Annotated in this window: 22 protein-coding genes; 15 read left to right on the forward strand and 7 right to left on the reverse strand. The window is 58.5% G+C overall.

What is annotated here, in order from left to right:
* Positions 1-6 precede the first annotated feature (6 nt).
* The 10 genes from rpe to whiA all read left to right on the forward strand — a co-directional run bounded on the left by rpe (position 7) and on the right by whiA (position 9,926).
* Positions 7-675: a ribulose-phosphate 3-epimerase gene (rpe, locus tag MHY08_RS03140; RefSeq protein ID WP_239191985.1), complete on the forward strand. Its 669-nt coding sequence runs from the start codon at positions 7-9 to the stop codon at positions 673-675.
* Positions 675-1,697 carry a bifunctional diaminohydroxyphosphoribosylaminopyrimidine deaminase/5-amino-6-(5-phosphoribosylamino)uracil reductase RibD gene (gene ribD / locus MHY08_RS03145; RefSeq protein ID WP_239191983.1) on the forward strand — a complete coding sequence of 341 codons (1,023 nt, stop codon included), beginning with the start codon at positions 675-677 and terminating at the stop codon, positions 1,695-1,697. Before rpe ends, ribD begins: the two co-directional genes overlap by 1 nt.
* 35 nt (positions 1,698-1,732) lie before the next feature.
* A complete protein-coding gene (locus MHY08_RS03150) occupies positions 1,733-2,347 on the forward strand; it encodes a riboflavin synthase (RefSeq protein WP_239191981.1) in 615 nt (204 codons plus the stop codon).
* An 11-nt stretch (positions 2,348-2,358) separates the two neighbouring features.
* Positions 2,359-3,621 carry a bifunctional 3,4-dihydroxy-2-butanone-4-phosphate synthase/GTP cyclohydrolase II gene (locus tag MHY08_RS03155; RefSeq protein ID WP_239235286.1) on the forward strand — a complete coding sequence of 421 codons (1,263 nt, stop codon included), beginning with the start codon at positions 2,359-2,361 and terminating at the stop codon, positions 3,619-3,621.
* A 29-nt stretch (positions 3,622-3,650) separates the two neighbouring features.
* The gene (ribH, locus tag MHY08_RS03160) at positions 3,651-4,130 is read left to right on the forward strand and encodes a 6,7-dimethyl-8-ribityllumazine synthase (protein WP_049378203.1); all 480 of its coding nucleotides are present in this window, start codon (positions 3,651-3,653) and stop codon (positions 4,128-4,130) included.
* Between the two features lie 75 nt (positions 4,131-4,205).
* Positions 4,206-4,754 (forward strand): PH domain-containing protein, encoded by a 549-nt coding sequence (locus MHY08_RS03165; protein ID WP_005328429.1) that lies wholly within the window; start codon positions 4,206-4,208, stop codon positions 4,752-4,754.
* Positions 4,755-4,757: 3 nt separating this feature from the next.
* On the forward strand, positions 4,758-6,833 hold the full coding sequence (uvrC, locus tag MHY08_RS03170) for an excinuclease ABC subunit UvrC (protein WP_239235287.1): 2,076 nt from the start codon (positions 4,758-4,760) through the stop codon (positions 6,831-6,833).
* A gap of 40 nt (positions 6,834-6,873) precedes the next feature.
* Positions 6,874-7,755, forward strand: coding sequence for an RNase adapter RapZ (gene rapZ / locus MHY08_RS03175; protein WP_239192193.1), 882 nt, complete (start codon positions 6,874-6,876; stop codon positions 7,753-7,755).
* 23 nt (positions 7,756-7,778) lie between these two features.
* Positions 7,779-8,774, forward strand: a complete 996-nt coding sequence (gene yvcK, locus MHY08_RS03180; protein WP_239235288.1) for a uridine diphosphate-N-acetylglucosamine-binding protein YvcK — start codon at positions 7,779-7,781, stop codon at positions 8,772-8,774.
* Between the two features lie 162 nt (positions 8,775-8,936).
* Entirely contained in the window at positions 8,937-9,926 is a 990-nt protein-coding gene (gene whiA / locus MHY08_RS03185; RefSeq protein WP_239235289.1) for a DNA-binding protein WhiA, read from the forward strand.
* Between the two features lie 132 nt (positions 9,927-10,058).
* On the opposite strand, the gene MHY08_RS03190 is transcribed toward whiA, so the two are convergent.
* Complete coding sequence (locus MHY08_RS03190) at positions 10,059-11,705, reverse strand: L-lactate permease (protein WP_370658781.1); 1,647 nt, start codon at positions 11,703-11,705, stop codon at positions 10,059-10,061.
* Positions 11,706-12,245: 540 nt separating this feature from the next.
* Here MHY08_RS03190 and gap point away from each other — a divergent pair.
* From gap to secG, 4 genes are all read left to right on the forward strand, one after another.
* Complete coding sequence (gap, locus tag MHY08_RS03195) at positions 12,246-13,253, forward strand: type I glyceraldehyde-3-phosphate dehydrogenase (protein WP_049378190.1); 1,008 nt, start codon at positions 12,246-12,248, stop codon at positions 13,251-13,253.
* Between the two features lie 117 nt (positions 13,254-13,370).
* Positions 13,371-14,588: a phosphoglycerate kinase gene (gene pgk / locus MHY08_RS03200; RefSeq protein ID WP_239228816.1), complete on the forward strand. Its 1,218-nt coding sequence runs from the start codon at positions 13,371-13,373 to the stop codon at positions 14,586-14,588.
* A 39-nt stretch (positions 14,589-14,627) separates the two neighbouring features.
* Entirely contained in the window at positions 14,628-15,410 is a 783-nt protein-coding gene (gene tpiA, locus MHY08_RS03205; RefSeq protein ID WP_005328415.1) for a triose-phosphate isomerase, read from the forward strand.
* A gap of 184 nt (positions 15,411-15,594) precedes the next feature.
* Positions 15,595-15,828: a preprotein translocase subunit SecG gene (gene secG / locus MHY08_RS03210; RefSeq protein WP_005324856.1), complete on the forward strand. Its 234-nt coding sequence runs from the start codon at positions 15,595-15,597 to the stop codon at positions 15,826-15,828.
* A 146-nt stretch (positions 15,829-15,974) separates the two neighbouring features.
* Here the strand turns inward: secG and pgl are convergent, their stop codons facing one another.
* The 5 genes from pgl to tkt form a co-directional block, all read right to left on the reverse strand.
* Positions 15,975-16,736, reverse strand: coding sequence for a 6-phosphogluconolactonase (pgl, locus tag MHY08_RS03215; RefSeq protein ID WP_204608980.1), 762 nt, complete (start codon positions 16,734-16,736; stop codon positions 15,975-15,977).
* 42 nt (positions 16,737-16,778) lie between these two features.
* The gene (locus tag MHY08_RS03220) at positions 16,779-17,714 is read right to left on the reverse strand and encodes a glucose-6-phosphate dehydrogenase assembly protein OpcA (protein ID WP_239235290.1); all 936 of its coding nucleotides are present in this window, start codon (positions 17,712-17,714) and stop codon (positions 16,779-16,781) included.
* A 14-nt stretch (positions 17,715-17,728) separates the two neighbouring features.
* Positions 17,729-19,261 carry a glucose-6-phosphate dehydrogenase gene (zwf, locus tag MHY08_RS03225; RefSeq protein ID WP_239235291.1) on the reverse strand — a complete coding sequence of 511 codons (1,533 nt, stop codon included), beginning with the start codon at positions 19,259-19,261 and terminating at the stop codon, positions 17,729-17,731.
* 99 nt (positions 19,262-19,360) lie between these two features.
* Entirely contained in the window at positions 19,361-20,446 is a 1,086-nt protein-coding gene (gene tal, locus MHY08_RS03230) for a transaldolase (protein ID WP_239228813.1), read from the reverse strand.
* 27 nt (positions 20,447-20,473) lie between these two features.
* Entirely contained in the window at positions 20,474-22,546 is a 2,073-nt protein-coding gene (gene tkt / locus MHY08_RS03235; protein WP_239235421.1) for a transketolase, read from the reverse strand.
* A gap of 348 nt (positions 22,547-22,894) precedes the next feature.
* Between tkt and MHY08_RS03240 the strand changes: the two genes are divergently transcribed.
* Positions 22,895-23,839, forward strand: coding sequence for a heme o synthase (locus MHY08_RS03240; protein ID WP_204608987.1), 945 nt, complete (start codon positions 22,895-22,897; stop codon positions 23,837-23,839).
* A gap of 82 nt (positions 23,840-23,921) precedes the next feature.
* On the opposite strand, the gene MHY08_RS03245 is transcribed toward MHY08_RS03240, so the two are convergent.
* Positions 23,922-24,899 (reverse strand): quinone oxidoreductase, encoded by a 978-nt coding sequence (locus MHY08_RS03245; protein WP_239235292.1) that lies wholly within the window; start codon positions 24,897-24,899, stop codon positions 23,922-23,924.
* Positions 24,900-24,910: the final 11 nt, after the last annotated feature.

Consider the following 24,910-nt stretch of genomic DNA (forward strand, 5'->3'; position numbering starts at 1 on the left):
GTGGGCATGTCCGCACCGATTATTTCCCCTTCCATCCTGGCCGCTGATTTTTCTCGCTTGGGCGAGGAGCTAGCGGCGATTGATACCGCAGACTGGGTCCATGTGGACATTATGGATGGGCACTTTGTGCCCAACCTGTCTTTCGGCCCAGATATCACGGCCACGGTCCATAGCAGCACCGATAAGCCACTAGATGTCCACCTCATGATTGAGGAACCCGAAAAGTGGGTTGAGACCTATGCCAAGGCGGGCGCGCATACGATTATCTTCCACGTGGAGGCCGTCGCCGATGACCAGGCGGCAGTGGACTTGGCCCAGCGCATCCGCGATTTGGGCGTGCGTGCGGCCTTTTCCATCAAGCCAGGCACCGCCATCGAGCCGTGGTTGGATAAGCTGCACCATTTCGATGAGGTGCTCGTGATGTCTGTGGAGCCTGGCTTCGGCGGGCAAAAGTTCATGCCGGAGATGCTAGAGAAGGTCCATAAGCTGCGCCGCAGCATTGACGAGCAGGGCCTTGACACCATCATCGAGATCGATGGCGGCATTTCACCAGAGACCATCGAGGCAGCCGCCGAGGCCGGCTGCGACGCTTTCGTGGCAGGCTCAGCCGTATTCAAGGCGGACGACCCAGCCGGCATCGTGAAGCAGCTGCGTGATCTGGCGGCCGGTGCCTAATGAGTGCGGAGCTACAAGACCGCAACATCTCCGCAGCGCTGTTGCGCGCAATGGCCGCGGGTGCTGAAGTCCGTGGAACCACGAGCCCTAACCCACCGGTAGGCGCGGTCATTGTGTCCCCAGCTGGGGAAATTGTGGGCGTCGGCGCCACCCAGCCCGTGGGAGGCGCGCATGCCGAGGTCATGGCGTTGCAGGAGGCCGGAGATAAGGCGCGCGGCGCCACGGCCGTGGTCACCTTGGAACCCTGCGCGCATACCGGCCGCACGGGTCCCTGCGCGCAGGCGCTTATCGATGCCGGCGTGGCCCGCGTGTACTACCTCCACGCCGATCCCACCCCGCAGGCTGCGGGTGGCGCAGAAGTGTTGGCGGAGGCTGGAGTGGACGTCGCCAAGCTAGAAAAGCCCCCGCACGTCGAGGATGCTTTGGTGCCATGGCTATTCGCCGTGCGCACCCAACGGCCCCACGTCACCTTGAAGTTCGCGCAAACGCTGGACGGTTTCACGGCCGCGGCCGATGGAACCAGCCAATGGATTACGGGCGAGGCAGCGCGCGACTGGGTGCATGCCGATAGGGCGCACCGCGATGCCATCGTGGTAGGTACCGGCACGGCGCTGGCTGATAATCCCTCGCTCACCGCGCGCTTGAGCGACGGCAGCTTGCGCGCGCACCAGCCCCGCCGGGTGGTCATTGGCAAGCGTGATTTGGAATCGGCAGGCGATGCAGCAAGCCACCTGCGCGAGTTGGGGTACGAGCAGTACGACAGCATCGAAGAAGCTCTCTACGAACTCTACGCCACCGGTGCCCGCGACGTCCTCGTGGAAGGAGGCGCAGGCCTGGCCAGCAGCTTTCTCAAGGCTGACTTGGTAGATGCCATCTCGGCCTATATCGCGCCACTTTTGCTGGGCGAGGGCCGTGGCGTGCTTGCGCACCCCGTGACCCAGACACTGGCAGAGGCCACCCGTTTCCACAGGGTGGGAATGAAGGCGCTGGGTGACGACGTTCTTATTGAGTACGTGCGCTAGACGCTGGACATAGTAGTGAGCGAGAAAGGTTGGAAGTGTTTACTGGGCTAGTACAAGAGTTGGGCACCGTGGATGCAATGGAGCCGCACGCAGACGCGCTTCGCCTGAGCATTCGTGCCCCGCGTACCGTTGCGGGGGCCGCACTGGGTGATTCCATTGCCATTAACGGCGTATGCCTTACCGTGGCGGATCTGTCGGCGGATACTTTTTGTGCGGATGTGATGCAGGAGTCCCTCGACCGCACCGCACTGGGGCGCCTTGCCGAGGGCGATCCGGTCAATGTCGAACCGGCACTGCTTCCCACCACCCGGCTGGGCGGGCACATTATGCAAGGCCACGTGGACGGTACCGCTACGCTGCAGACCCGAACTAGTTCCGAGAACTGGGATGTGCTGCGGTTTAGCTTGCCGTCGGAGCTTTCCCGATACGTCGTGGAAAAGGGCTCCATTGCCGTGAGCGGCACCTCGCTGACCGTGAGCGCCGTGGGCCCAGACTGGTTCGAGGTATCCCTTATCCCCACCACTTTGCGCGATACTATTCATGGCGCCTTGCCGGTGGGAGGAGAGGTAAATCTCGAGGTGGATGTGCTGGCCAAGTATGTTGAAAAGATGCTTCACCCCGAAGCTCAACCCCCTGAGGCTAAGGACTAGACTGCTACCTTATGAGCGCGAGTGATAATTCCATCCGTCTAGATTCCATCGACCAGGCCATCGCGGACATCGCCGCTGGTAAGCCGGTTGTTGTCATCGATGATGAGGATCGCGAAAATGAAGGCGATCTGATTTTCGCCGCGGAGCTAGCCACCCCGGAACTCGTGGCTTTCATGGTGCGCTATTCCTCTGGATATATCTGCGCACCCTTATTGCCAGACGATTGCAATCGGTTGAACCTACCGCCGATGCTGGCGGTCAACCAAGATGTACGCGGCACCGCCTACACGGTGACCGTGGATGCAGCAACGGGCAGTACCGGTATTTCTGCCACCTCGCGCGCAGAAACCATCCGCCGCCTGGCAGACCCCAGCACCACTCCAGGGGAGTTCACCCGTCCAGGCCACGTGGTGCCGCTGTGTGCTCGCCCGGGCGGCGTACTGGAGCGTGACGGCCATACTGAGGCCTCCATTGATCTGGCCCGATTGGCGGGACTGCGCCCGGCTGGTGTGCTGTGCGAGATCGTCTCCGAGGATGACCCCACGGATATGGCGCGCTCGCCAGAGTTGCGTCGCTTTGCCGATACGCATGGGCTCTCCATGATCTCTATCGCGCAGCTCATCGAGTGGCGCCGCCATAATGAAACGCAGGTCGCCCGCCAGGTTGCCACTGAGTTACCCACCGAATACGGTCACTTCACCGCCATCGGTTACCGCCATGAGGTAGACGGACAGGAACACGTTGCATTGGTCGCAGGGGATCCCGCCCAACTGCGCGGCGCGCGCGACGTCATGGTGCGCGTCCATTCCGAATGCCTAACCGGTGATGCCTTTGGTTCACGGCGCTGCGATTGCGGGCCCCAACTGCATGAATCCATGCGCCTTATCAGCCAGGAAGGCCGCGGCGTGGTCATCTACCTGCGCGGTCAGGAAGGACGCGGCATCGGGCTTTTGCATAAGTTGGAGGCGTACCGCCTGCAGGATTCGGGCATGGATACCGTCGATGCCAACCTGGAGCAGGGGCTTCCCGAGGACGCCCGCGAGTATTCCGTTGCCGGCCAGATCCTTCGCGATCTCGGCATAGAATCCGCGAACCTTTTAACCAATAATCCGCATAAGGGCGAAGGGCTGAGCGGATTTGGCGTGGATGCCAGCCACCACACGCCGCTGGCCACCCCAGCCCACGCGGATAATATTGAATACTTGCGTACTAAACGCGACCGCATGGGCCACGACCTCCCGCAGGTTGCCCAGTGGGATGCCGAACATAAGTAAAGCTTTAACGTCCAATCGAAAGGATAGCGATGAGTAAAGAAGGCCTGCCTGATATTGCCCAGGTTGATGGCAGTGGACTGCGCGTTGCTGTGGTTACTGCTACGTGGAACGCAGAAATCTGCGACCAGCTCCATGCCCAGGCGGTGCAGACTGCTACCGATAATGGAGCTGAGGTTGCCGAATACCGAGTGGTAGGTGCCCTGGAACTTGGCGTTGTGGTCCAAGCCGCAGCCCGCTCCTACGATGCCGTGGTGGCCCTAGGTTGCGTTATCCGTGGCGGCACCCCGCACTTTGACTACGTATGCGATTCCGTCACCCAGGCGCTGACCCGTATCTCCCTCGATGAATCTACCCCGGTAGCTAACGGCGTGCTGACCGTCAACGACCAGCAGCAAGCCATCGACCGCGCCGGTTTTGCAGATTCGGTAGAAAACAAGGGTGCCGAAGCTATGATTGCGGCTTTAGATACCGCGCTGCAGTTGCGTACACTAAACGCAGCACAGAAGTAACCTCTAGCAATGCGTCAGCGCGCGATGCTTGACCACTAAGGTGGCCGGCGGGTCGCGCCCCAAAGGAGTATGCACATGAACGAGGCGCAGGCCCCAAAGAACCCGCAGCACAGCCGCCAGCTTAGCGACGCCGAAGTATTGGCCTATACCAGTGCCGATCCCTTCGCCCAGACCACGTCTAAGCCATGGGAGTTTACGGCCACCTCGCCTTTCTTGCGCAAGGTCGCTATCGCCTGGGTGATCCTCGTTATGGCCATCCATATCTTCATGGGAATCACCTTGGATGTGTCTTTTACCGGTGCGCACGTGACTACCATCGACAAATTCGCCTTCCCTGGCGTAGGTGTTCTCATTTCCGTTCTGTCCTGGATCGCTCTTAACCGTCCACGCCTGCGCGCCAATGAGGATGGGGTAGAGGTCCGCAATATCGTGGGCACGCGCTTTTATCCGTGGCAGGTGGTCTACGGGCTTTCCTTCCCCGTAGGGCAACGTATGGCACGCCTTGAGCTGCCCGAGTTCGAGTTCGTCCCCGTCTGGGCGTTGCAGTCCGGCGATAAGGACACCGTCATCGACAACGTCCGCCGCTTCCGTGACGTGGAAGCTAAGTACATGCCCCAGGATTAACAATTGGCTGACCCCACTACCTACCGCCCGGCTCCAGGAACCATCCCCACCGACCCGGGCGTCTATAAGTTCCGCGATGAAAACCGCCGCGTTATCTACGTGGGCAAAGCCAAGAACCTTCGCGCTCGGCTGTCCAACTATTTTCAGGACATCACGCAACTGCACCCGCGTACTCGCCAAATGGTGCTCACCGCCAACTCGGTGGAGTGGACGGTAGTTGCCAGCGAGGTGGAAGCCTTGCAGTTGGAGTACACGTGGATCAAGCGCTTTGATCCGCACTTCAACGTCATGTACCGCGACGATAAGACCTATCCTATGCTCGCGGTATCTGTAGGGGAGACGGTCCCTCGCGCCTTCTTCTACCGCGGCCCGCGGCGCAAAGGCGTGCGCTATTTCGGCCCCTATTCCCATGCCTGGGCCGTGCGCGAAAGCTTGGACCTGCTTACCCGCGTCTTTCCCATGCGCACCTGCTCGAAGGGCGTTTATAACCGGCATGAGCGGCTCGGGCGTCCGTGCCTATTGGGCTATATCGGCAAATGCGATGCACCCTGCATTGGCCGAGTAAGCAAAGAAGACCACCGCGAGACGGTTAACGATCTCGTGTCCTTCATGAATGGCAACACCGGTTCAGTGCGCCGCAAACTCACCCAGGACATGGAGCAGGCCGCCGAGAACCTAGAGTTCGAACGCGCTGCGCGCCTGCGCGATGACTTGGGCGCTATTGACAAGATCATGGAACAGCAAGCCGTGGTCTTTACAGACGGCACGGATGCTGATCTCATTGCTTTTAACTCGGATGAACTTGAGGCAGCGGTACAGATTTTCCACGTTCGCGATGGGCGCATTCGCGGTCAGCGCGGTTGGGTAGTCGAACGCGTCGGCGATCAGGCGAGTTCAGAGCCCTTGGAAGAGGGGCAGCCTGATCCCGCGCTGCCCGCGTTGGTACAAAACTTCCTCATCCAGTTCTATTCCGATGCGGTAGAGCGCGAGAAACAAGAGGCGCGGGAAGATGCTGCGCTCGCCGCGGACGTGAAGCGGCGCGGGGTGGACCAAGAATCGCACATGAAATCCCGCCGCGTGCAGGTTATTCCACGCCAGATTTTGGTTCAGGCCCTGCCGGATGAACCGGAGCAGGTCGTCGCGCTGCTGGAGGAGCTGCGCGGCGCCCAAGTAGACCTGCGCGTTCCTCAGCGCGGCGACAAAAAACAGCTTATGGCCACGGTGGAGAAAAACGCCAAGGAGCAATTGCGCCAGCATAAACTCAAGCGGGTAGGAGACCTCACCGCACGCTCGGCGGCCTTGCAGGATATTCAAGAAGCCCTAGGCATGGAACAAGCCCCATTACGCATCGAATGTACCGATATCTCGCACATTCAAGGCACAGATGTGGTTGCTTCTCTAGTGGTCTTTGAAGATGGTTTGCCCAAGAAGTCGGACTATAGGCGCTACCGCATCAAGGAGGCGGCTGGCGATGGCCGCTCGGATGACGTCGGTTCTATCGCAGAGATCACGCGCCGTCGGTTTAAGCGCCACAAGCAAGATAAGCTGGCCCATCCGGATGAGGAAGTAGAAGAGTCTTCCTTTGCAGAGGAGAAGGTGGCGGAAGAATCTGCCGAAGCGGGTCGCCGCTTTGCGTATCCACCGCAGCTTTTTATCGTAGATGGCGGTGCGCCCCAGGTGGCCGCGGCTCAAGAAGTATTTGATGAGTTAGGCATCGTGGATGTAACCCTGGTGGGCTTGGCCAAGCGCCTCGAGGAAATCTGGGTTCCCGGCGATGATGAGCCGGTGATTTTGCCGCGAAACTCGCAAGCGCTCTTCCTCCTGCAGCAAATTCGCGATGAAGCCCACCGCTTTGCCATTACTTACCACCGGCAGCAGCGCTCAAAGCGGATGCGTTCCTCGGTACTCGATTCCGTTCCTGGATTGGGTCCGCAACGGCGCACCGATCTGGTCAAGCATTTCGGTTCGGTGAAAAAGCTCAAGGCCGCCACTGTGGAAGAGATCTGTGAGGTAAACGGTTTTGGTCCCAAACTGGCCCAGACCGTGTACGAGAGCTTGCATGATTCTGCGAGCAATTAAGTGGCATTCTCCTAGAGGCAGCGAATCTTGAAGCGCTAGACTGAAGAGCATGACGCATTTCGAAACTCCACCCATTTTGATAACCGGCATGTCCGGCGGCGGGTTGAGTTCCGCTGCCAAAGTGTTTGAGGACAAGGGCTACTACGTGGCCCACAATATTCCGCCTCGCGCCATTGTTGACCTGCTCAAGCTGTGCAACCAAGAGGAAACTCCAGTGGGCAAGGTAGCAGCCGTAACGGATGTGCGCTCGCGCATGTTCCCAGGGTCTCTGTTGGAGATTATGGATGAGCTTACGGAACTAAATATGAAGCCCACCGTGCTCTTTTTGGATGCTCGCGATGATGTGCTTATCCGCCGGTTCGATTCGGTGCGGCGCACCCACCCGCTGCAGGAGGGGGACACGCTCAAAGTAGGAATCCAACGCGAGCGCCGGGCAGTGGCAGATGTGCGTTCCCATGCGGATATCATTATCGATACGACAAACCTATCCATTCATGATCTCCGCCGTGCCATTGAGGCCGCCTTTGGTGAGATGCAAAATGAAAAGCAGCATGTCACCGTTGAATCCTTTGGATTTAAAAATGGCTCGCCCCGCGATGCCGACTTAGTGGTAGACGTGCGGTTCCTGCCCAACCCCTATTGGGTTCCAGAACTGCGAGGATATCGCGGCACGGATGAACCGGTTGCCCACTATGTGCTATCGCAGCCAGCGGCGCAGGAATTCGTGGACAATTTCTTGCAGATGTTTTCTACCATGCTGGATGGCTACCGCCATGAGGGCAAGAACTTCATCACGGTTGGCGTCGGTTGCACGGGCGGTCACCACCGGTCCGTTGCCGTCGCAGAGGCTATTGCGGCGCGCCTGCGGGACAATGACACATTAGACGTCAGCACCCTGCATAGGGATATCGCTCGAGGCTAGAGCACAGGAGTTTTAACACTTTTATGACCAATCCTTCACACATGGTTTGCCTTGGCGGCGGCCATGGACTTTATCAAACCCTTCTGTCCGCACGCTTTAGCGAGGCGGCCGATATTTCTGCCATTGTTACGGTCGCGGATGATGGCGGCTCCTCTGGCCGTTTGCGCCGCGAGCTGGAAATCATTCCACCGGGTGACTTGCGCATGGCGCTGGCCGCCTTGGCTAATAGTGACCCAGTGGGGGACTTGTGGGCACGAACCTTGCAACACCGTTTCGGTGGCAATGGCGCGATGGCAGGGCATGCGGTGGGCAATCTGATGATTGCGGGATTGACGGATGTGCTCGGCGATTATCAAGCTGCCCTGGATACCATCGCAGAACTTACTAATTCCCAGGGGCGAGTCTTCCCAGTAGTCAACCAGGCCTTAGAGATTGAAGCGGACGTAGCCGGGCTTGACGACGACCCCCGTGTCATGCGCCAAGTCCGCGGCCAGGTTGCCGTCGCTTCCACGCCGGGCCAGGTGCGTCGCGTGCGCATCGTGCCCGAACGGCCCGAAGCGAATCCTGATGCGCTCGATGCCATCCAGCGCGCGGACCTCATTACCATCGGCCCAGGCTCGTGGTTTAGCTCGGTATTGCCACATACTCTCGTGCCACAGGTAGTGGATGCGATTTCTGCTTCCGATGCGTTGCGCGTCGTCGTTTTGAACCTTTCGGCCGAGCCGGGCGAAACTCATGGCTTCTCCGCAGAGCGTCACTTGCATGTGCTCGCTCAACACGCCCCTGATCTGCGGATTGACCGCATTTTGGTGGATGAGGCGGCTTTGCCCACCGATAGTGAGCGCGTCTATATTCAGCGCGCCGCGCAGTCCCTAGGCGCTCGCGCTACCTTTGCGGATGTGAGCCAAGTTGATGCCAATGGTCGCAGCATCAATAAGCACGATCCGGAAAAGCTGTCTGCGGCGCTCTTGGACCTATATTCGGACTATCGCAGCACTCGGGATCAGAACCGGCGCTAATTCACCGCGGCATCGTGCGAGCGGCCGCACTCGACCGACTGCGCGGCGACCGAGTCCGCGCGGTATGATGTCAGAAATCCTTTCACCGCACTAGGCCGTGAGCCAAAGCTCTAGCCTGTATGCATACTTCGTGACTGTGAGAATAGAAATGGGGCGAACTAGGTGACCACACCATTGACCGACCAGGTCAAAGAAGAATTGACGGCTGTCGACGTGCCACGCCAGTCCGCTCGCGCTGCCGAACTGGCGGCGATGTTGCGATTCGCCGGCGAGCTAGATTTTTCCGGTGACAGCATGTCCTATGAGCTGGAGCTAGAAAGCCACGCCATTGCGCGGCGCGTCATGACCGCACTCGATGACCTCTATGGGATATCCGCCGAGAGCCACGTTGCCGGCCCAGCAGGAACCACCAAGAAGACTCGCGTAACGGTCCGCATTTCCACCGGTGCGAAAGAGCTGACCCGTCGGCTGGGCCTTATCACCCGCTCCGGCCATGCAGTCGTGGGTCTGCCGCCGCAGGTCATCTCCGGCACCGTGGCCGATAGCGAAGCAGCATGGCGCGGAGCCTTCCTTGCCCATGGCAGCCTCACGGAGCCAGGCCGCTCTTCCGCGCTGGAAGTCACCTGCCCGTGCCAAGAAGCAGCATTGGCATTGGTAGGCTGCGCCCGCCGCCTTGGTATCTCAGCGAAGACCAAGGAGACCCGCGGTGAAGACCGCGTCGTTGTACGCGATGGCGATGCCATCGGGGCGCTTCTTACCCGAATGGGTGCTCAGGAGACTCGATTGAGCTGGGAAAAGAAGCGCGTCAAGCGGGAGGCGCACGATACGTCTCGGCGCTTGGACAATTTTGATGATGCCAACCTTCGGCGCTCTGCTCGCGCCGCAGTTACCGCGGCAGCGCGCGTTGACCGCGCCATGGAGATCCTAGGAGATGATGTTCCTGAGCACTTGGCAGACGCAGGCCGCTTGCGTGTTCAGCACCGCGAGGCATCTCTAGAAGAGCTGGGCCGCCTGGCCGAGCCACCCATGACTAAGGACGCGGTGGCCGGGCGCATTCGCCGCTTGCTGTCGATGGCCGATAAACGAGCCGAAGAGCTCGATATCCCCGATACCAATCAAGCGATTACAGACGATCTCTTTAACGAGTCCTAACGCTCGCAAGCACTAACGTAGACAAAACTCCCCGCAGCGCGGATACCGAAGCGGTAGGCGCAGCTGCGGGGAGATTTTTAAAACCTTAGCGGCAAGCAGGCGCGCAGCCTGCTTGACAGAAGCGTCAAAGAACTAGGGCACGAGGAATCCTAGGACGTTGGTCATCAAGAACACGATGACGCATACAAAGGCTAGGAAAGCCACGGAGTAGCCCACTACGTTCTTCAGGATGACAGATTCCTTGCCCTCCATATTGACGGCGGTAGCCGCAATAGCCAGGGATTGCGGGGAGATCATCTTGCCCACAACGCCACCTGCGGTATTGGCCGCGAGCATGAGGTCAGGATTCACGCTGATTCGCTCTGCCGCTGCAACCTGCAGGTTGGCAAAGAGGGCATTAGCAGACGTATCGGAGCCAGTAACCGCGGTACCAATCCAGCCCAGGACTGGGGCGAAGAGCGCAAAGATGCTGCCGGCAGAAGAGACGAACTCACCAATAGCAATAGTCTGGCCGGAGTAGTTCATCGTATAGGCCAAGGCCAGCACCAGGATGATGGTAAGAGCCGAGAACTTCATGCGGCTGACGACGTCCCCAAAGGCGCTTACCGGCTGTCCAAAGCCTAGGCTGTAGCGGCCATTTTCATTGAAGAAGTGGTAGACAACCGCAACGATAATGCCCGAGAGCAGCAGGAGCGTACCTGGGTTGCCAAAGACATTGAAGCTGAAGCTGGTATCCATGAGGTTGCCGTCGGCGTCGACAATCGCGTCATCAAGCAAAGGCCAGGCAAAGTGGATCTTGAGGAATCCGAAGATGGCGGGGGCTGCGGTTGCCACAGCAAAGACAACGGTTACTACCGCGTAGGGAAGCAGCGCCATCCAGATACGGCGCCCGTTGAGGTCGGTGGTGGACTCGGCGGCAGGCAGCTCGAGACGCTCGCGCAACTCCTTGACGCCCTTCGGCTTCCATACCCGGAGGAAGGCGAAAGCACAGCCCAAGGAGACGATGCAGGCGATGACGTTGGTGAGCTGGTACGCAAAGAAGGTCGCGGACAGCCACTGAGCCAACGCGAAGGAAACGCCAATCACGGCAGCTGCTGGGGCAGTTTCCTTAACACCGCGGATGCCGTCCAAGATAAAGGCGATGAGGAATGGCACGATAGCGGCGATGAGCAGCACCTGCAAGGAGATAAGTGCTGCAATGTCCTGGGTCTGCTCGGCGCTGCGACCGGCTACCTCGCCAGCAGTGGTTACCGGGATGCCAACCGCGCCAAAGGCAACCGGAGCGGTATTAGCAATCAGAACTACTGTTGCCGCGCGCAGTGGCTTCACGCCAAGGGCCATGATCATGGTTGCGGTAATGGCCACGGGGGCGCCGAAGCCAGCGAGGGCCTCCAACAAACCGCCAAAACAGAAGGCGATGAGGATAGCCTGAATGCGAATATCGCCATCACCCAAAAGGTCAAAGGTCTTGCGCAGATCTTCGAAGCGCCCGGAAGCTACGGTGATTTCATAGAACCAAATTGCAGTAATGATGACCCAGACGATGGGCAGGAGCCCGAATAGACCGCCACGTACGGCGGAGGACAAGGCCATATCTACCGGCATGGAGAAGCCGACGATGGCGATAATGAGGGATACTGCCAGGGCAACGGCGCCAGAAGTATGCGCGCGTGCCTTAACGCCTAGCAGCATGATAAAGAATGCAATGAGCGGGAGAATCGCCACCAGGGCGGTAAGCCCGAGGCTGTCACCCACAGCAGAGGTATTTATTTCGAACAAGAGAAGTCCTTGATTTCTACGGTGGTCTTGCCCGTAGGAAATTACGGGCACATGAAGCATTCTCACGGTGACCAACGGTGGCGCTAGAGCAGGCAGGGTTGCCTTAAACGCTTTGTGAGCCAGTGAGTAAGGAAAGCATATCGTGCGGTGGGCGTCATGGAAACAATACGGTCGTCTTGTTTGGTGTTAGCGGGAGCATTTCTCAATGTCCGATCGGACAGAGGTGGGTGTAACCCCTGAAGTGTAACAGTGGTATATCTCACGATAACGGTGTAAACCCAACACAAACCCACGTGTTCGGGCCTATCCAGCTGGTTTGTATGTGGGAAATAAAAAGGATCGGAAAGAGTGTACGCGCTTTTGGAAAATCTGTCATCCACTAGTTCTCAAGGCCGCTGGGAGCCTGCGCTGACAAAAAACGCTCGGTAGTATCGGCAATGTAAGGGAAAACGCTCGGGCGCTTCTCAAACACAGACTTCATTGAAGGACCCGCGCTAATGCCCGTACACACATTTACTCGACTCTTTGAGGAGAAATACAGTGACTATCCGCGTAGGTATCAATGGCTTTGGCCGCATCGGCCGTAACTTTTTCCGTGCAGTCGCTCAGGGTGACAACAACCTCGAAGTTGTTGCAGTAAACGACCTGACCGACAACGGCTCGCTGGCTAACCTGCTGAAGTACGACTCCGTACTGGGCCGCTTCGATGGCGAAATTACTCACGACGATGAGTCCATTACTGTTAACGGCCACCGCATCGTGGTAACCGCAGAGAAGGACCCGAAGCAGCTCAAGTGGGGCGAGTACAACGTAGACCTCGTTATCGAGTCCACCGGCCGCTTCACCAACGGCAACGATGCCAAGGCTCACCTCGAGGCGGGCGCCAAGAAGGTCATCATCTCCGCTCCGGGCAAGGAAGTAGACGCAACCTTCGTCTATGGCGTCAACTCTGACACCTATGATCCGGCAAATCACAACGTCATCTCCGCGGCATCCTGCACCACCAACTGCCTGGCACCGATGGCAAAGGTTCTCAATGACAAGTTCGGCATTGAAAAGGGCCTGATGACCACCGTTCACGCTTATACCGGCGACCAGCGCATCCAGGACGCTCCGCACAAGGATCCGCGCCGCGCCCGTGCCGCTGCAGTAAACATGGTGCCTACCTCCACTGGCGCTGCTAAGGCCGTATCCCTGGTTCTGCCTGAGCTGGACGGCAAGCTGGATGGTTACGCAATGCGCGTTCCGGTTATCACCGGCTCCGCTACCGACCTGACCTTCACCGCTTCCCGCGATGTCACCGCCGAGGAAATCAACGCCGCCCTGAAGGAAGCTGCTGAGGGCGAGCTCAAGGACACCCTCGCATACACCGAGGATCCGCTGGTTTCCACCGACATTGTTACCTCCCCGCACGGCTGCATTTTCGACTCCGGCATGACCAAGGTTTCCAACGGCAACCTGGTCAAGGTTCTGGGCTGGTACGACAACGAGTGGGGCTACACCTCCCAGCTCGTTCGCCTGACCAACCTGGTGGCAGACAAGCTCTAAACTAGAGCTCTAGCAATGAGGAACCGGCCTGATGCAAGCCTTAACGGCGCCGCGTCGCGGCCGGTATTCTTATATCTATAGCCTTTTGACCCGTCCGAATTATTTAAGGAGTAAATAATGGCTTTCCAGACACTTGACGATCTTCTCAAGGAGGGCGTCGAATCCCGCCACGTCCTCGTCCGCTCTGACTTCAATGTTCCACTTGATGAAGAGGGAAACATTACCGATCCCGGACGTATTAACGCTTCTCTTCCGACCATCAAGGCACTGGTAGAAGGTGGCGCAAAGGTCATTCTTTCCGCACACCTGGGTCGTCCAAAGGGTGAGGTAAACTCTAAGTTCTCTTTGGCTCCAGTAGCTGAAGCGCTGTCTGAGGCGCTTGACCAGTACGTTGCCCTAGCCGGCGACGTCACCGGAGAAGACGCTCATGAGCGCGCCAACGGCCTCAACGACGGCGACGTGATGTTGGTAGAAAACGTCCGCTTCGACCCCCGTGAGACCTCCAAGGACGAGGCTGAGCGCGGCCAGTTCGCTGACGAGCTCGTTGCTCTGGCAGCCGATAACGGCGCTTTTGTTTCTGATGGCTTTGGCGTTGTCCACCGTGCGCAGGCATCTGTGTATGACGTCGCTAAGCGCCTACCGGCTTACGCAGGCAAGCTCGTAGAAAAGGAGCTGTCGGTTCTTTCCACTGTAGCTAAGGAACCGGAGCACCCGTACGTGGTTGTCCTCGGCGGCGCCAAGGTTTCGGATAAGCTCGGTGTGATTGAAGCACTGGCTGGCAAGGCTGACAAGGTCATCATTGGTGGCGGCATGTGCTACACCCTGCTGGCCGCCAAGGGCTATAACGTCCAAGAGTCCCTGCTGCAAGAAGACCAGATCGAAAACTGCAAGGACCTGCTCAAGCGCTTTGGCGACAAGCTGGTGCTTCCGGTTGATCTCATTGCTGCAAGCAAGTTCGCAGCGGATGCAGAGACCCAGGTGGTCGAGCTCGATGGCATTCCTGAGGGCTGGATGTCCCTGGATATTGGACCAAAGTCCGTGGAAAAGTTTGCAGATGTTCTTGCTTCTTCCAAGACCGTCTTTTGGAATGGCCCAATGGGCGTATTCGAAATGGAAGCTTTCTCCAAGGGCACTGCTGGTGTAGCGCAGGCTATTATCGACGCCACCGCAAACAACGGTTCCTTCTCCGTCGTCGGTGGCGGCGACTCCGCTGCCTCCGTGCGCATGCTTGGCTTGGACGAGGACGGCTTTAGCCACATCTCCACCGGTGGCGGCGCCTCCCTCGAGTACCTCGAGGGCAAGGAACTTCCGGGCGTATCTGTCCTGGAAGCCTAAAACTGCCTGATCAACTTGCCAAAAAGAGAGGAAAAATTCATGGCACGCACCCCACTTATTGCAGGTAATTGGAAGATGAACCTCGACCACGTCGAGGCCATCGGCTCCGTTCAAAAGTTCGCCTTCTCCCTGCCAAAGGACTATTACGAGAAGGTCGACGTGGCCTACATGGTCCCGTTTACTGATATTCGCACCATCCAAACGTTGGTAGAGGGCGACAAGCTGCAGGTCACCTACGGTGCGCAGGACATCTCTAAGCACGAGTCCGGCGCATTCACTGGTGAAGTATCTGGCAAGATGCTGGCCAAGCTCGGCTGCAGCTGGGTGGTCGTGGGCCACTCGGAGCGCCGTCAGTACCACGGCGAGACCGATAAGCTCGTTGCAGAGAAGGCAGCCGCAGCATTGGACAATGGCATCAGCCCCATCGTGTGCGTAGGCGAGCCGTTGGCTGTACGCGAGGCCGGTACCCACGTGGACTACGTGGTTAACCAGACCCGCAATTCTTTGGCTGGCCTGAGCGCAGACCAGCTTGCCAAGACCGTTATCGCCTACGAGCCAGTGTGGGCGATTGGCACCGGCAAGGTTGCCTCCGCAGACGATGCCCAGGAAGTCTGCGCCGCCATCCGCGAGCTCGTAAAGGAGCTCGCAGGTGAGGAAGTTGCTGCAGGTATTCGCATTCTCTACGGTGGTTCCGTCAAGGTTGATTCCGTTGCAGAGATTGTCAGCAAGCCTGACGTCGACGGCGGCCTCATTGGTGGCGCTTCCTTGGTCGGCGAGGAGTTTGCCAAGTTGGCTGCTAACGCAGCTAATGCTCTGAGCTAACAGGAGTTATCACCTGTCACAGGTTCGCGCTAAGGCGCGGGTTGGAATGGTTCCAGCCCGCGCCATCGTGTACAGTGGGCCGGTGTGATTACTTCGCTGTACGCGAAGCCTAAAAGTACGATTCCGCGCTAGCGGGTGGCGAGAGTTACCCGCAGGGCGCACGTTAGAAATAAGGATTATCCTCATGGTCTTGGCACTGGAAATCATTTTGGTCATCGCAGCTATTTTGATGTCCATCTTCGTGCTGCTGCACAAGGGCAAAGGTGGCGGCCTGTCCAGCCTCTTCGGCGGCGGCGTGCAGTCTAACCTTTCCGGCTCGACCGTCGTGGAAAAGAACTTGGACCGTTACACCGTGGTGATGGTAATTATCTGGCTTGCGTGCATCGTAGGCCTCAACCTCATCCAGGCATTCGCTTAAGCTACCAGCTGGAATAGCGAAAGCGCCGGTATCGGCTTCCAACCTCTTGGTTCCCTGTGGGAACTGGCGGTGGGGAAGCGGTACCGGCGCTTTTTGTGTGGCGCCGAGCCACAAGTTCAGCTCGGCTGCGCGCTAGGCGGCCGTGCCTAGAGCTCGGATGCGGCGTCATCGGCAAGGAAGAGGATGGTTTCTTCCTTACCGTGCGCGCCTGCAGCCGGCCATTCTTCGGGCTCAGCGCCTTCAACGACGTGCTTGGCAGCTTCCGCCTTGGCCTCGCCTGCAACAAGAAGCCAAATACGAGCAGACTTGTTTACCGCGGGAAGAGTAAGGGTAATGCGCTCGCTCGGCGGCTTGGGAGAGTCATGAACGGGAACAGCTAGCTCTTCTTGTTCCCGAACCGCCTCAGAATGGGGGAACAAGGAATTGATATGGCCCTCTTCGCCCATTCCCAGCAGATGCAGGTCGAATCCGTTCGGGGCGAATTCCTTTAGCTCTGGCTCATACGCACTCGCTGCGGCTTCCATGGACACCGCACCTAGATCAAAACCGTGAATATTCTGGTCCGGAATATCTACGTGGTTGAGCAGGGCACTGCGTGCTTGACCCTCATTAGAATCTGCGTCAGAGACGGGCACATTACGCTCGTCGCCGAAAAAGACGTGAACGCGCGACCAATCGATGCGCTGGGCTGGAAAGTCCTCGCCTTGCTGCTGTGCCGCGAAATCCAAACGGGCCAGCTCGTGAAGAACGCCAATTCCAGCGCCGCCGCCGGTTAGGACAACTCGCGCGACCCCATCGTGGTGGAGCCCGCCACCGGCGGCTTGGATACGCGCTACGGTATCCACGAATTTCAGCGCGGCCTGGGAGATAAGGTCATCCACATCGCTTACGCGGTGAAGAGTTACCATGAGGTATCGCTATCCTTTGCAAAGAATCAGAGTTAAGCCGTTTTACTGCTTACTGTAGTCTACTTGGGCTAGCGCACGGAGCGCTTGCGCATAAGTCTTATCGGCATCCAGATGGCGCAATTCTTCAGAGAGAACCTCAGCTTGGGAGCGCTTGCTAAGGCTCACCAAGGAATCCGGGGAACCTGGAACGCACACACGCACCGTGCGCTCGTCGACGACATCTACGTCGACGTGGCTCGTTTCCCGGTTAAACCGCAAGTGGGTCACTGGGAAGTGCGGCTCCTGAGAGTCGGTCACTGTGCGGTGGACGGGCACTGCCAGACGATCGAGGAGCCATCCGGCCGCGAAGTCTGGAGCTGGGTGGCCCGCAGGGCCCGCTACCTCGACGGACTGCACCGGCTCGTGAGGATGGCGGTCCAATGCGGAGGCCACGACGCCGCGCCACAAAGTGATGGCGGCCCAGGACATATCGGAATCGCCCGGCGTGTAACCGGCGGATAAGGTGCGCAGATCTTCGCCAGTGACGCGTCCGTCATAGGCAACGTTGGTGATGCGGCGTTGAGCCAGTTTACCCACCGAGCTGGAAGCTGGGTCAGGCGGGCACAAGGTAGGCCACCAGGCGACCAAAGGGGTGTCGGGAAGCAGCAGTGGAGTAACGACTGCCTCGTCCTGGTTTGCCAAAGCGCCGTGCAACTTCATGATTACCATCTCAGAAGCACCCGCTTCACCGCCCACGCGCAGCTGCGCGTCCAAGTGGGTATCTGCCTGCGGGTCGCCCGTCACGACGACCAGAACGCGCGACGGGTGCTCGTGGGAGGCATCGCGCACGGAGGCCAGGATGCTTTCCAGATCATCGTCCTCGCGGGCAGCCACGATGAGGGTGAGTACTCGGCCGGTAGTAAGGGTGTAATGCTCTTGGGCCTCTACTAGCTTTTTGGAGATTTCACGAGTAGTGGTGTTGGGCAATGGAATAATCATTGTCTGCGTCCCTCCTATGGGCGGCGCCAGGAGTGACCCCGGCGGCGCAACATTCTATCGGCGGATTCTGGGCCCCACGTGCCAGCGCGGTATTCCTCCGGTTGGCCTGCTTCGGACCAGTAATCGATAATGGGATCCAAAATCGACCAGGAAAGTTCCACCTCTTCGTTGGTGGGGAAGAGCGAGGACTCATCGAGGAGGGCATCCAAAATCAGGCGCTCGTATGCTTCCGGAGATTCCTCGGTAAAGGCCTCAGCATAAGCAAAGTCCATATTGACGTCGCGGACTTCCATGGTGGAGCCGGGGACCTTGGAACCAAATCGCATGGTGACGCCTTCATCCGGCTGCACGCGGATGACTACGGCGTTTCGTCCCAGCGCATCGGTCTGGCCGTCGATGAATGGTTGATTTGGCGCTGCCTTGAATACCAGCGCAATCTCGGTCACGCGGCGGCCCAAGCGCTTGCCCGTGCGCAGGTAGAAGGGTACTCCTCCCCAGCGGCGGGAGTTTACTTCCAAGGTGCAGGCTGCATAGGTCTCCGTCGTGGACTCCGGGTCGAAGCCTTCTTCTTCGCGCAAGCCCTTGACAAACTCGGAGCCTTGCCAGCCGGCGGAGTACTGGCCGCGAGCAGTCGTCTTATTGAGTGGGTGCACAGCGTGGGTAGCGCGCAGCACCTTGACCTTTTCTGCCTGCAGGGCCTCGGGCTCGAAGGAGGAGGGTTCTTCCATTGCAACTAGAGCCAAAAGCTGCAGCAGGTGGTTCTGGATGACGTCTCGAGCCGCACCGATGCCGTCATAGTATCCGGCACGGCCGCCCAAGCCAATATCTTCGGCCATGGTGATTTGGACGTGATCGATGTAGTGGGCGTTCCACATGGGCTCAAAAATTTGATTGGCAAAGCGCAAAGCCATGATGTTTTGCACCGTCTCCTTGCCCAAATAATGGTCAATGCGGAACACCGCGGACTCAGGGAAGACGGCGTTGACAATCTCATTGAGCTTGCGGGCAGACTCTTGATCGTGGCCGAAAGGCTTCTCAATGATTACTCGGCGCCACGAGTCCTCGACGGAGTTGGCCATACCCACCCGCTCCAGCTGGTGGCAGATATTGGAGAAGAACTCCGGTGGAACCGAAAGGTAGTATGCCCAGTTGCTGCCGGTGCCGCGCTCGCGATCTAGCTCGCCCAAACGCGCCGAGAGGCGATCGAATCCAGCATCGTCGAAAGAGCCTTGGACAAATTCGATGCCCTGGGATAGATGCTGCCAGACATCTTCATTGAACTCGGTACGTGAGCCAGCGATGACGGCTGAGCGAACGTAGTCACAGAATGCGACCTTGTCCCAGTCACGGCGACCATAACCCACAAGGGTAAAGCCAGCGGGGAGGAGACCACGGCTTGCTAGGTCGTAGATTGCGGGCAGTAGCTTTTTATATGCTAGGTCACCGGTAACGCCGAAGATGACCATGCCCGCGGGTCCTGCGATTCGCGGCAATCGCTTGTCGCTGGCATTGCGCAAGGGGTTGACCCAAGCGGCTGAGTCGGTCACGAAGAATCCTTCCTGAGTTTATGGGCTTTAAGCTCGCTAATATTCTAGCGGCAGAATGCCCCGCCGAATTCTCGGCGGGGCACAAGTCACACGGCTAGTTTACGCGAGTCGCTCCTCAATGGAAGCAAGCAGTTCCTCCCACGCGGCGACAAACTTATCTACGCCCTCGCGCTCCAGCACTGCAAAGACATCATCGAAATCAATGCCGACCTCTTCTAGCTGGGCAAAGACGCCTTCTGCAGCCTCGCGGCTATCAGACAGGGCGTCGCCGTGGAGATTGCCCTCGGAGAGAACCGCATCGATGGTCTTTTCCGGCATGGTGTTTACCGTATGCGGGCCAGCCAGCTCCGATACGTACAAGGTGGCTGGGTACTCCGGATTCTTTACGCCGGTAGAAGCCCACAGTGGACGCTGGAGGTGGGCGCCCTCGGGCAAGTCGGCGTCGTCAAGCAAGGCGTCCTGGAAGAGGGCATAGGCGCGCTGCGCATTGGCGACGCCCGCCTTGCCCCGCAGTGCCAGAGCAATCTCGCTGCCAATGGCTTCCAAGCGCTTATCTACTTCGGTATCCAAACGGGAAACAAAGAAGGAAGCCACGGAGTGAATGGTAGAGACGTCCTTGCCTGCTTCGGCGGCACGCTTGAGGCCAGTACGGAAAGCCTCAATGACATCGCGGTAGCGATCCACGGAGAAAATAAGGGTGACATTGACGCTGATTCCCTCTGCCAGGGCATCTTCGATGGCTGGGAGGGATGCGGTGGTGGCCGGAATCTTAATCATCACGTTGGGTCGATCAACTTTGGACCATAGCTCACGCGCCTGTTCAAGGGTGGCGTTAGCGTCATCAGAAATGCGCGGGTCGACCTCGATGGACACGCGGCCATCTGCGCCGTTGGTAGAGGAGTAGATATCTGCAAAGAGGTCGCAGGCATTCTTGACGTCCTCAATAGCCAATGCGTACACCGCCTCATCCGCGGAAGCCTTGGCTTCCTTCAACGTGGAAAGCTCGGCGTCGTAGGCGGTGCCGTTGGTCATCGCTGCGGCGAAAATAGCCGGGTTGGTGGTAACTCCCACGATGGACTTCGTGGAAATTATCTCCTCGAGATTGCCCGATACTAGGCGCTCGCGAGAAAGGTCATCGAGCCAGGTTGAGGTTCCCAGCTGGGCAAGTTCGGAAATGTGGTTCATGATTACTCCTTATCCAGTCCTGGAGGTTTACTTCTTCGCGGCGGCGAGCGATTCCTGCGCCGCTTCAACAACCGCTGCGGTGGTGAAGCCAAAGTTCTCAAAGAGCTCGCCCGCAGGAGCGGAGGCGCCGTAGTGCTCGATGGAAATGGTCCGGCCGAAAGAACCGGTGTACTTGTGCCACGGCATAGCGATGCCGGCTTCGATGGACACGCGGGCCTGCACTTCGCTAGGCAGCACGGACTCGCAGTATGCGTCATCCTGCTCATCAAACCACTCAAGGCACGGTGCGGAGACAACGCGAGTGGCTGTTCCGGCGGCCTCCAGTTCCTTAGCGGCGGCGACGGCAAGCTGCACCTCAGAGCCGGTAGCGAGGAGGATTACGTCTGGCGTTTCCTTGGATGCTTCCACCAGAACATAAGCGCCGCGGCGCACGCCATCATGTGCCTTTTCCTTGGTGCCTTCCAGTACCGGCAGTCCCTGGCGGCTCAGTGCCAGGCCCTTTGGTGCGGCCTTGTACTCGAGAGCTGCGGCCCATGCCTGTGCAGTTTCGTTGGCATCGGCCGGGCGAATAACGGACAGGTTCGGGATAGCGCGCAGGGCAGAAAGGGTCTCTACCGGCTGGTGGGTTGGGCCGTCCTCGCCCAAGCCGATGGAGTCGTGGGTCCAGACATAGTAGGTATCGGTAGACATCAACGAGCCCAAGCGCACAGCGGGGTACTGGTACTCGGAGAAAATAAGGAAGGTGCCGCCATAAACGCGGGTATTGCCGTGCAGAGCAATACCGTTCATAATCGCAGACATCGCGTGCTCGCGAATGCCGAAGTGGAGGTTGCGGCCATACGGCTGAGCCGACCACATATCGGTGGTAATGGCTGCGGGGCCGAAGGAATCCGCGCCCTTAATCACGGTGTTATTGGAGCCGGCAAGGTCAGCAGAGCCACCCCACATCTCTGGAAGGGAAGCGGCCAATGCTTGGATGGTGGCCTCAGAAGCCTTGCGGGTGGCCAAGGACTCACCCGGTTCCCAGACCGGCAATTCAGCGTCGAAATCTTGCGGCAGTTCGCGCGCGTGCATGCGGTCAAAGAGTGCCTTGTTCTCCGGATTAGCCGCAGCCCACTCGTCGAACTTCTTCTGCCATGCGGAGTGCTTCTCTGCGCCGCGCTCGCGCAGCTTGCGGGTGTGTAAGATGACCTCGTCGTCGATGTGGAAGCTGCGCTCGGGATCGAAGCCTAAGACCTCCTTGGTGGCAGCAACTTCGTCATCGCCCAGTGCAGCGCCATGCACGCCGCCGGTATTCATCTTATTCGGGGCCGGGTAGCCGATGACGGTCTTCACACGGATGAAGGACGGGCGCTCGGTCTCTGCCTGTGCGGCCTTGACGGCCTCCTCAATAGCTACGACGTCTTCGCCGGATTCGACCGTTTGGACGTGCCAGCCGTAGGCCTCGTAGCGGGCTACTACGTCTTCGTTGAAGGCAATATTCGTATCGTCCTCAATAGAAATGCGATTATCATCCCAGAAGACAATCAGGTTGCCGAGCTTTTGCGTACCCGCCAGGGAAGAGGCCTCAGCGGTAACGCCTTCCTGTAGATCACCATCGGAAGCGATGGTGTAGATGTAGTGGTCGAAAGGAGACTCGCCGGCCGGTGCCTTAGGATCAAAAAGGCCGCGCTCCTTCCGTGCCGCCATGACCATGCCCACGGAGGAAGCCAAGCCTTGGCCAAGGGGGCCAGTGGTGATTTCCACGCCATCGGTGTGGTGTACCTCAGGGTGGCCTGGGGTGCGCGAACCCCACGTACGCAGCTGCTTGAGATCGTCCATCTCCAAGCCAAAGCCGCCCAGGTAGAGCTGGATGTACTGGGTGAGGGAGGAGTGACCAACCGAAAGAACGAAGCGGTCGCGGCCGGCCCAGTGCACATCGGCGGGATCATGGTTAATGACGCGCTGGTAGAGAGTGTAGGCGAGGGGAGCGAGGGACATTGCCGTACCGGGGTGGCCGGAACCGCACTTTTGTACAGCATCTGCGGCTAGTACTCGTACGGTGTCGACGGCGCGGGTGTCAAACTCCGACCAATCCTCCGGATAACGGCGCTCGACCATAGTTTGGAGTTCTGGGGACAACTTATCTTTCGACACTGGAAAGCCTCGCTTACGTCTAGGCAAAAAGTACTTAACTTTATTCAGTCTAGTAATTTTCTAACCGGCGGTGCGCAATTATAGAAAGCTAGGCATAAAAGGTATGCTGGCATGGCTAAGTGGAGTGCGCGCGGGCGCTAGAGCGCGCACTGAATCTAGCGGCCATAGGCCTGTAGTCTTTCGCCCCTGCGCCGAAAATTGTGAGTGAGAGAACTGGAACTTTTTCACGGGCATGTGCGACCGCTAGGGGTGACCGTGCGCAGGAAGTGCGCGGGGCACAGTTCACCAACGTTCAGATAGTGGAGGAATCCCTTGGAGACCATCAAGGCCTATTTTGCGCTAACGAAGCCGAGGATCATTGAACTCCTCCTCGTGGCCGCAATCCCGGCGATGCTCCAAGCGCAACGCGGCGTGGAGGCCGTTTCAGACAATATCTGGCTTATCGTGTCGACCATTTTTGGCGGTTGGATGGGCGCTGCCGCTGCCCACACGTTTAATAACGTCGTGGACTACGAGCTGGATCAAAAAATGCAGCGCACGAGGGCCCGCCCGTTGGTAAGGGCCAAGATTACTAAGCGAAACGCGGCAATTTTCGCCTGGGTAATGCTCATCATCTCCGTCCTATGGTTGGGCGTCCTTGCCCATTCCTGGCTGGCGGCCTTCTTCGTGGTTTTGACGAACTTCTTCTACGTCTTCGTCTACACCAAGTTTTTGAAGATGCGCAATGCTCAAAATATTGTCTGGGGCGGTTTGGCAGGCTGCATGCCGGCGATGGTCGGCTGGGCGGTTATCCGGGATAACGCTCCTGCTGGAGAGCCTGACCGCTGGTGGCAGGCAATCGTGCTCTTCCTCATCATCTTCTTCTGGACTCCGCCACACACGTGGGCGCTGGCCATGAAGTACAAGGAAGACTACCGCAAGGCCGGCGTGCCGATGCTGCCCGTAGTGGCTGATGAGAAGGAAGTCACTCGACAGATCGTGTGGTATACCGTGGGCACGGTTATCGTGACCCTACTTATCGTCCCCGCTGCATCGTGGATTTACTTGGTCGCAGCACTTGCCTCCGGCGCGGTATTCCTGTGGATGGCTATCCGCCTGCACAAGGGAGTCAAGAACGGCGCCAAGGTGAAGCCGATGCGCCTGTTCATTTACTCCAATAACTATCTGTCAGTGCTCTTTATCGGGTTGTCCATCGACGCAGTATTGGGCTGGGAGCCACTAGGCCGGATGCTCGGCTGGTCAGCCACGTTATTCTAATTGTGCCCAAATACCTAGGATAAGAAGGCGAATGCGCGGGAAGGCAAATGCTTTCCCGCGCTTTTGGCGTTTGTGGGTGGGTTTAGGCTTTATCGCCAGCTTGGACGCGCAGCACGATGGAACCGGTAGTCTTGCGCTCTTGTAGATCGCGGTGCGCCGCAGCGGCATCTTCCAGTGGATAAGATGCCGTGACGTTGAAGCTCAGATCGCCGTCGATAACAGCTTGGACGACAGCCTGGGCACGCATTTGGAACTCGCCTTCTTGGGCTGTCCATGCGCCGATGGAAGGTCGGGTGAGAAAGATAGACCCATGCTTGTTTAGCAGCTGCGGGTCGATAGGCTCAACTGGGCCAGAGGCGGCGCCGAATAGCGCGACGGTGCCACGGGGGCGTACTGCTTCGAGGGACTCGTGGAAGGTAGCCTTGCCGACGCCGTCGTAAACCACGTCAACACCCCTATCACCGTTGTAGCGACGGACCTGCTCGGCGAGTGCGTCGCCATAGCGAAATACCTTATCCGCACCGGCTGCGTAGGAGAGTTCCTCCTTTTCGTCCGTGGATACCACCGTATAAACGGTAGCGCCGAGCGACGATGCCATTTGAGTGAGGATTTGGCCTACACCGCCGGCGCCGGCAGTAATCAGGCAGGAAGCGCCTTCACCCAGTTGATAAACGCCATGCGCCAAGTAGTGTGCGGTAATGCCTTGCAGCAGCATAGAGGCAGCGACTTCTGGCTGGAAATCATCCGGGACCGCCACTAGTCCCTCTCGTGGGACGCAGACCTGCTCCGCATAGGAGCCAAAAGCCTGGTTCCAGGCCACCATAGTGCCTTCGGCAATCTCCCCTTTGGGGTCGTGGACTACGCGCCCGGTGCCTTCGAATCCGGGAATGAACGGGGTGGCCGCGTTATAAATACCCTCACGATAATAGGTATCGATGTAATTGACGCCAGCCATGATGACGTCCACCAATACCTCATCGTCATTAGGGGTGGGGGCGGGAACTTCGGTATAGCGAAGTACTTCTGGTCCGCCGGTTTCTGTGACCTGAATTGCGTGCATATAGCCAGGCT

Source organism: Corynebacterium sp. ACRPJ, assembly GCF_022347345.1.
Classification (GTDB): domain Bacteria; phylum Actinomycetota; class Actinomycetes; order Mycobacteriales; family Mycobacteriaceae; genus Corynebacterium; species Corynebacterium tuberculostearicum_D.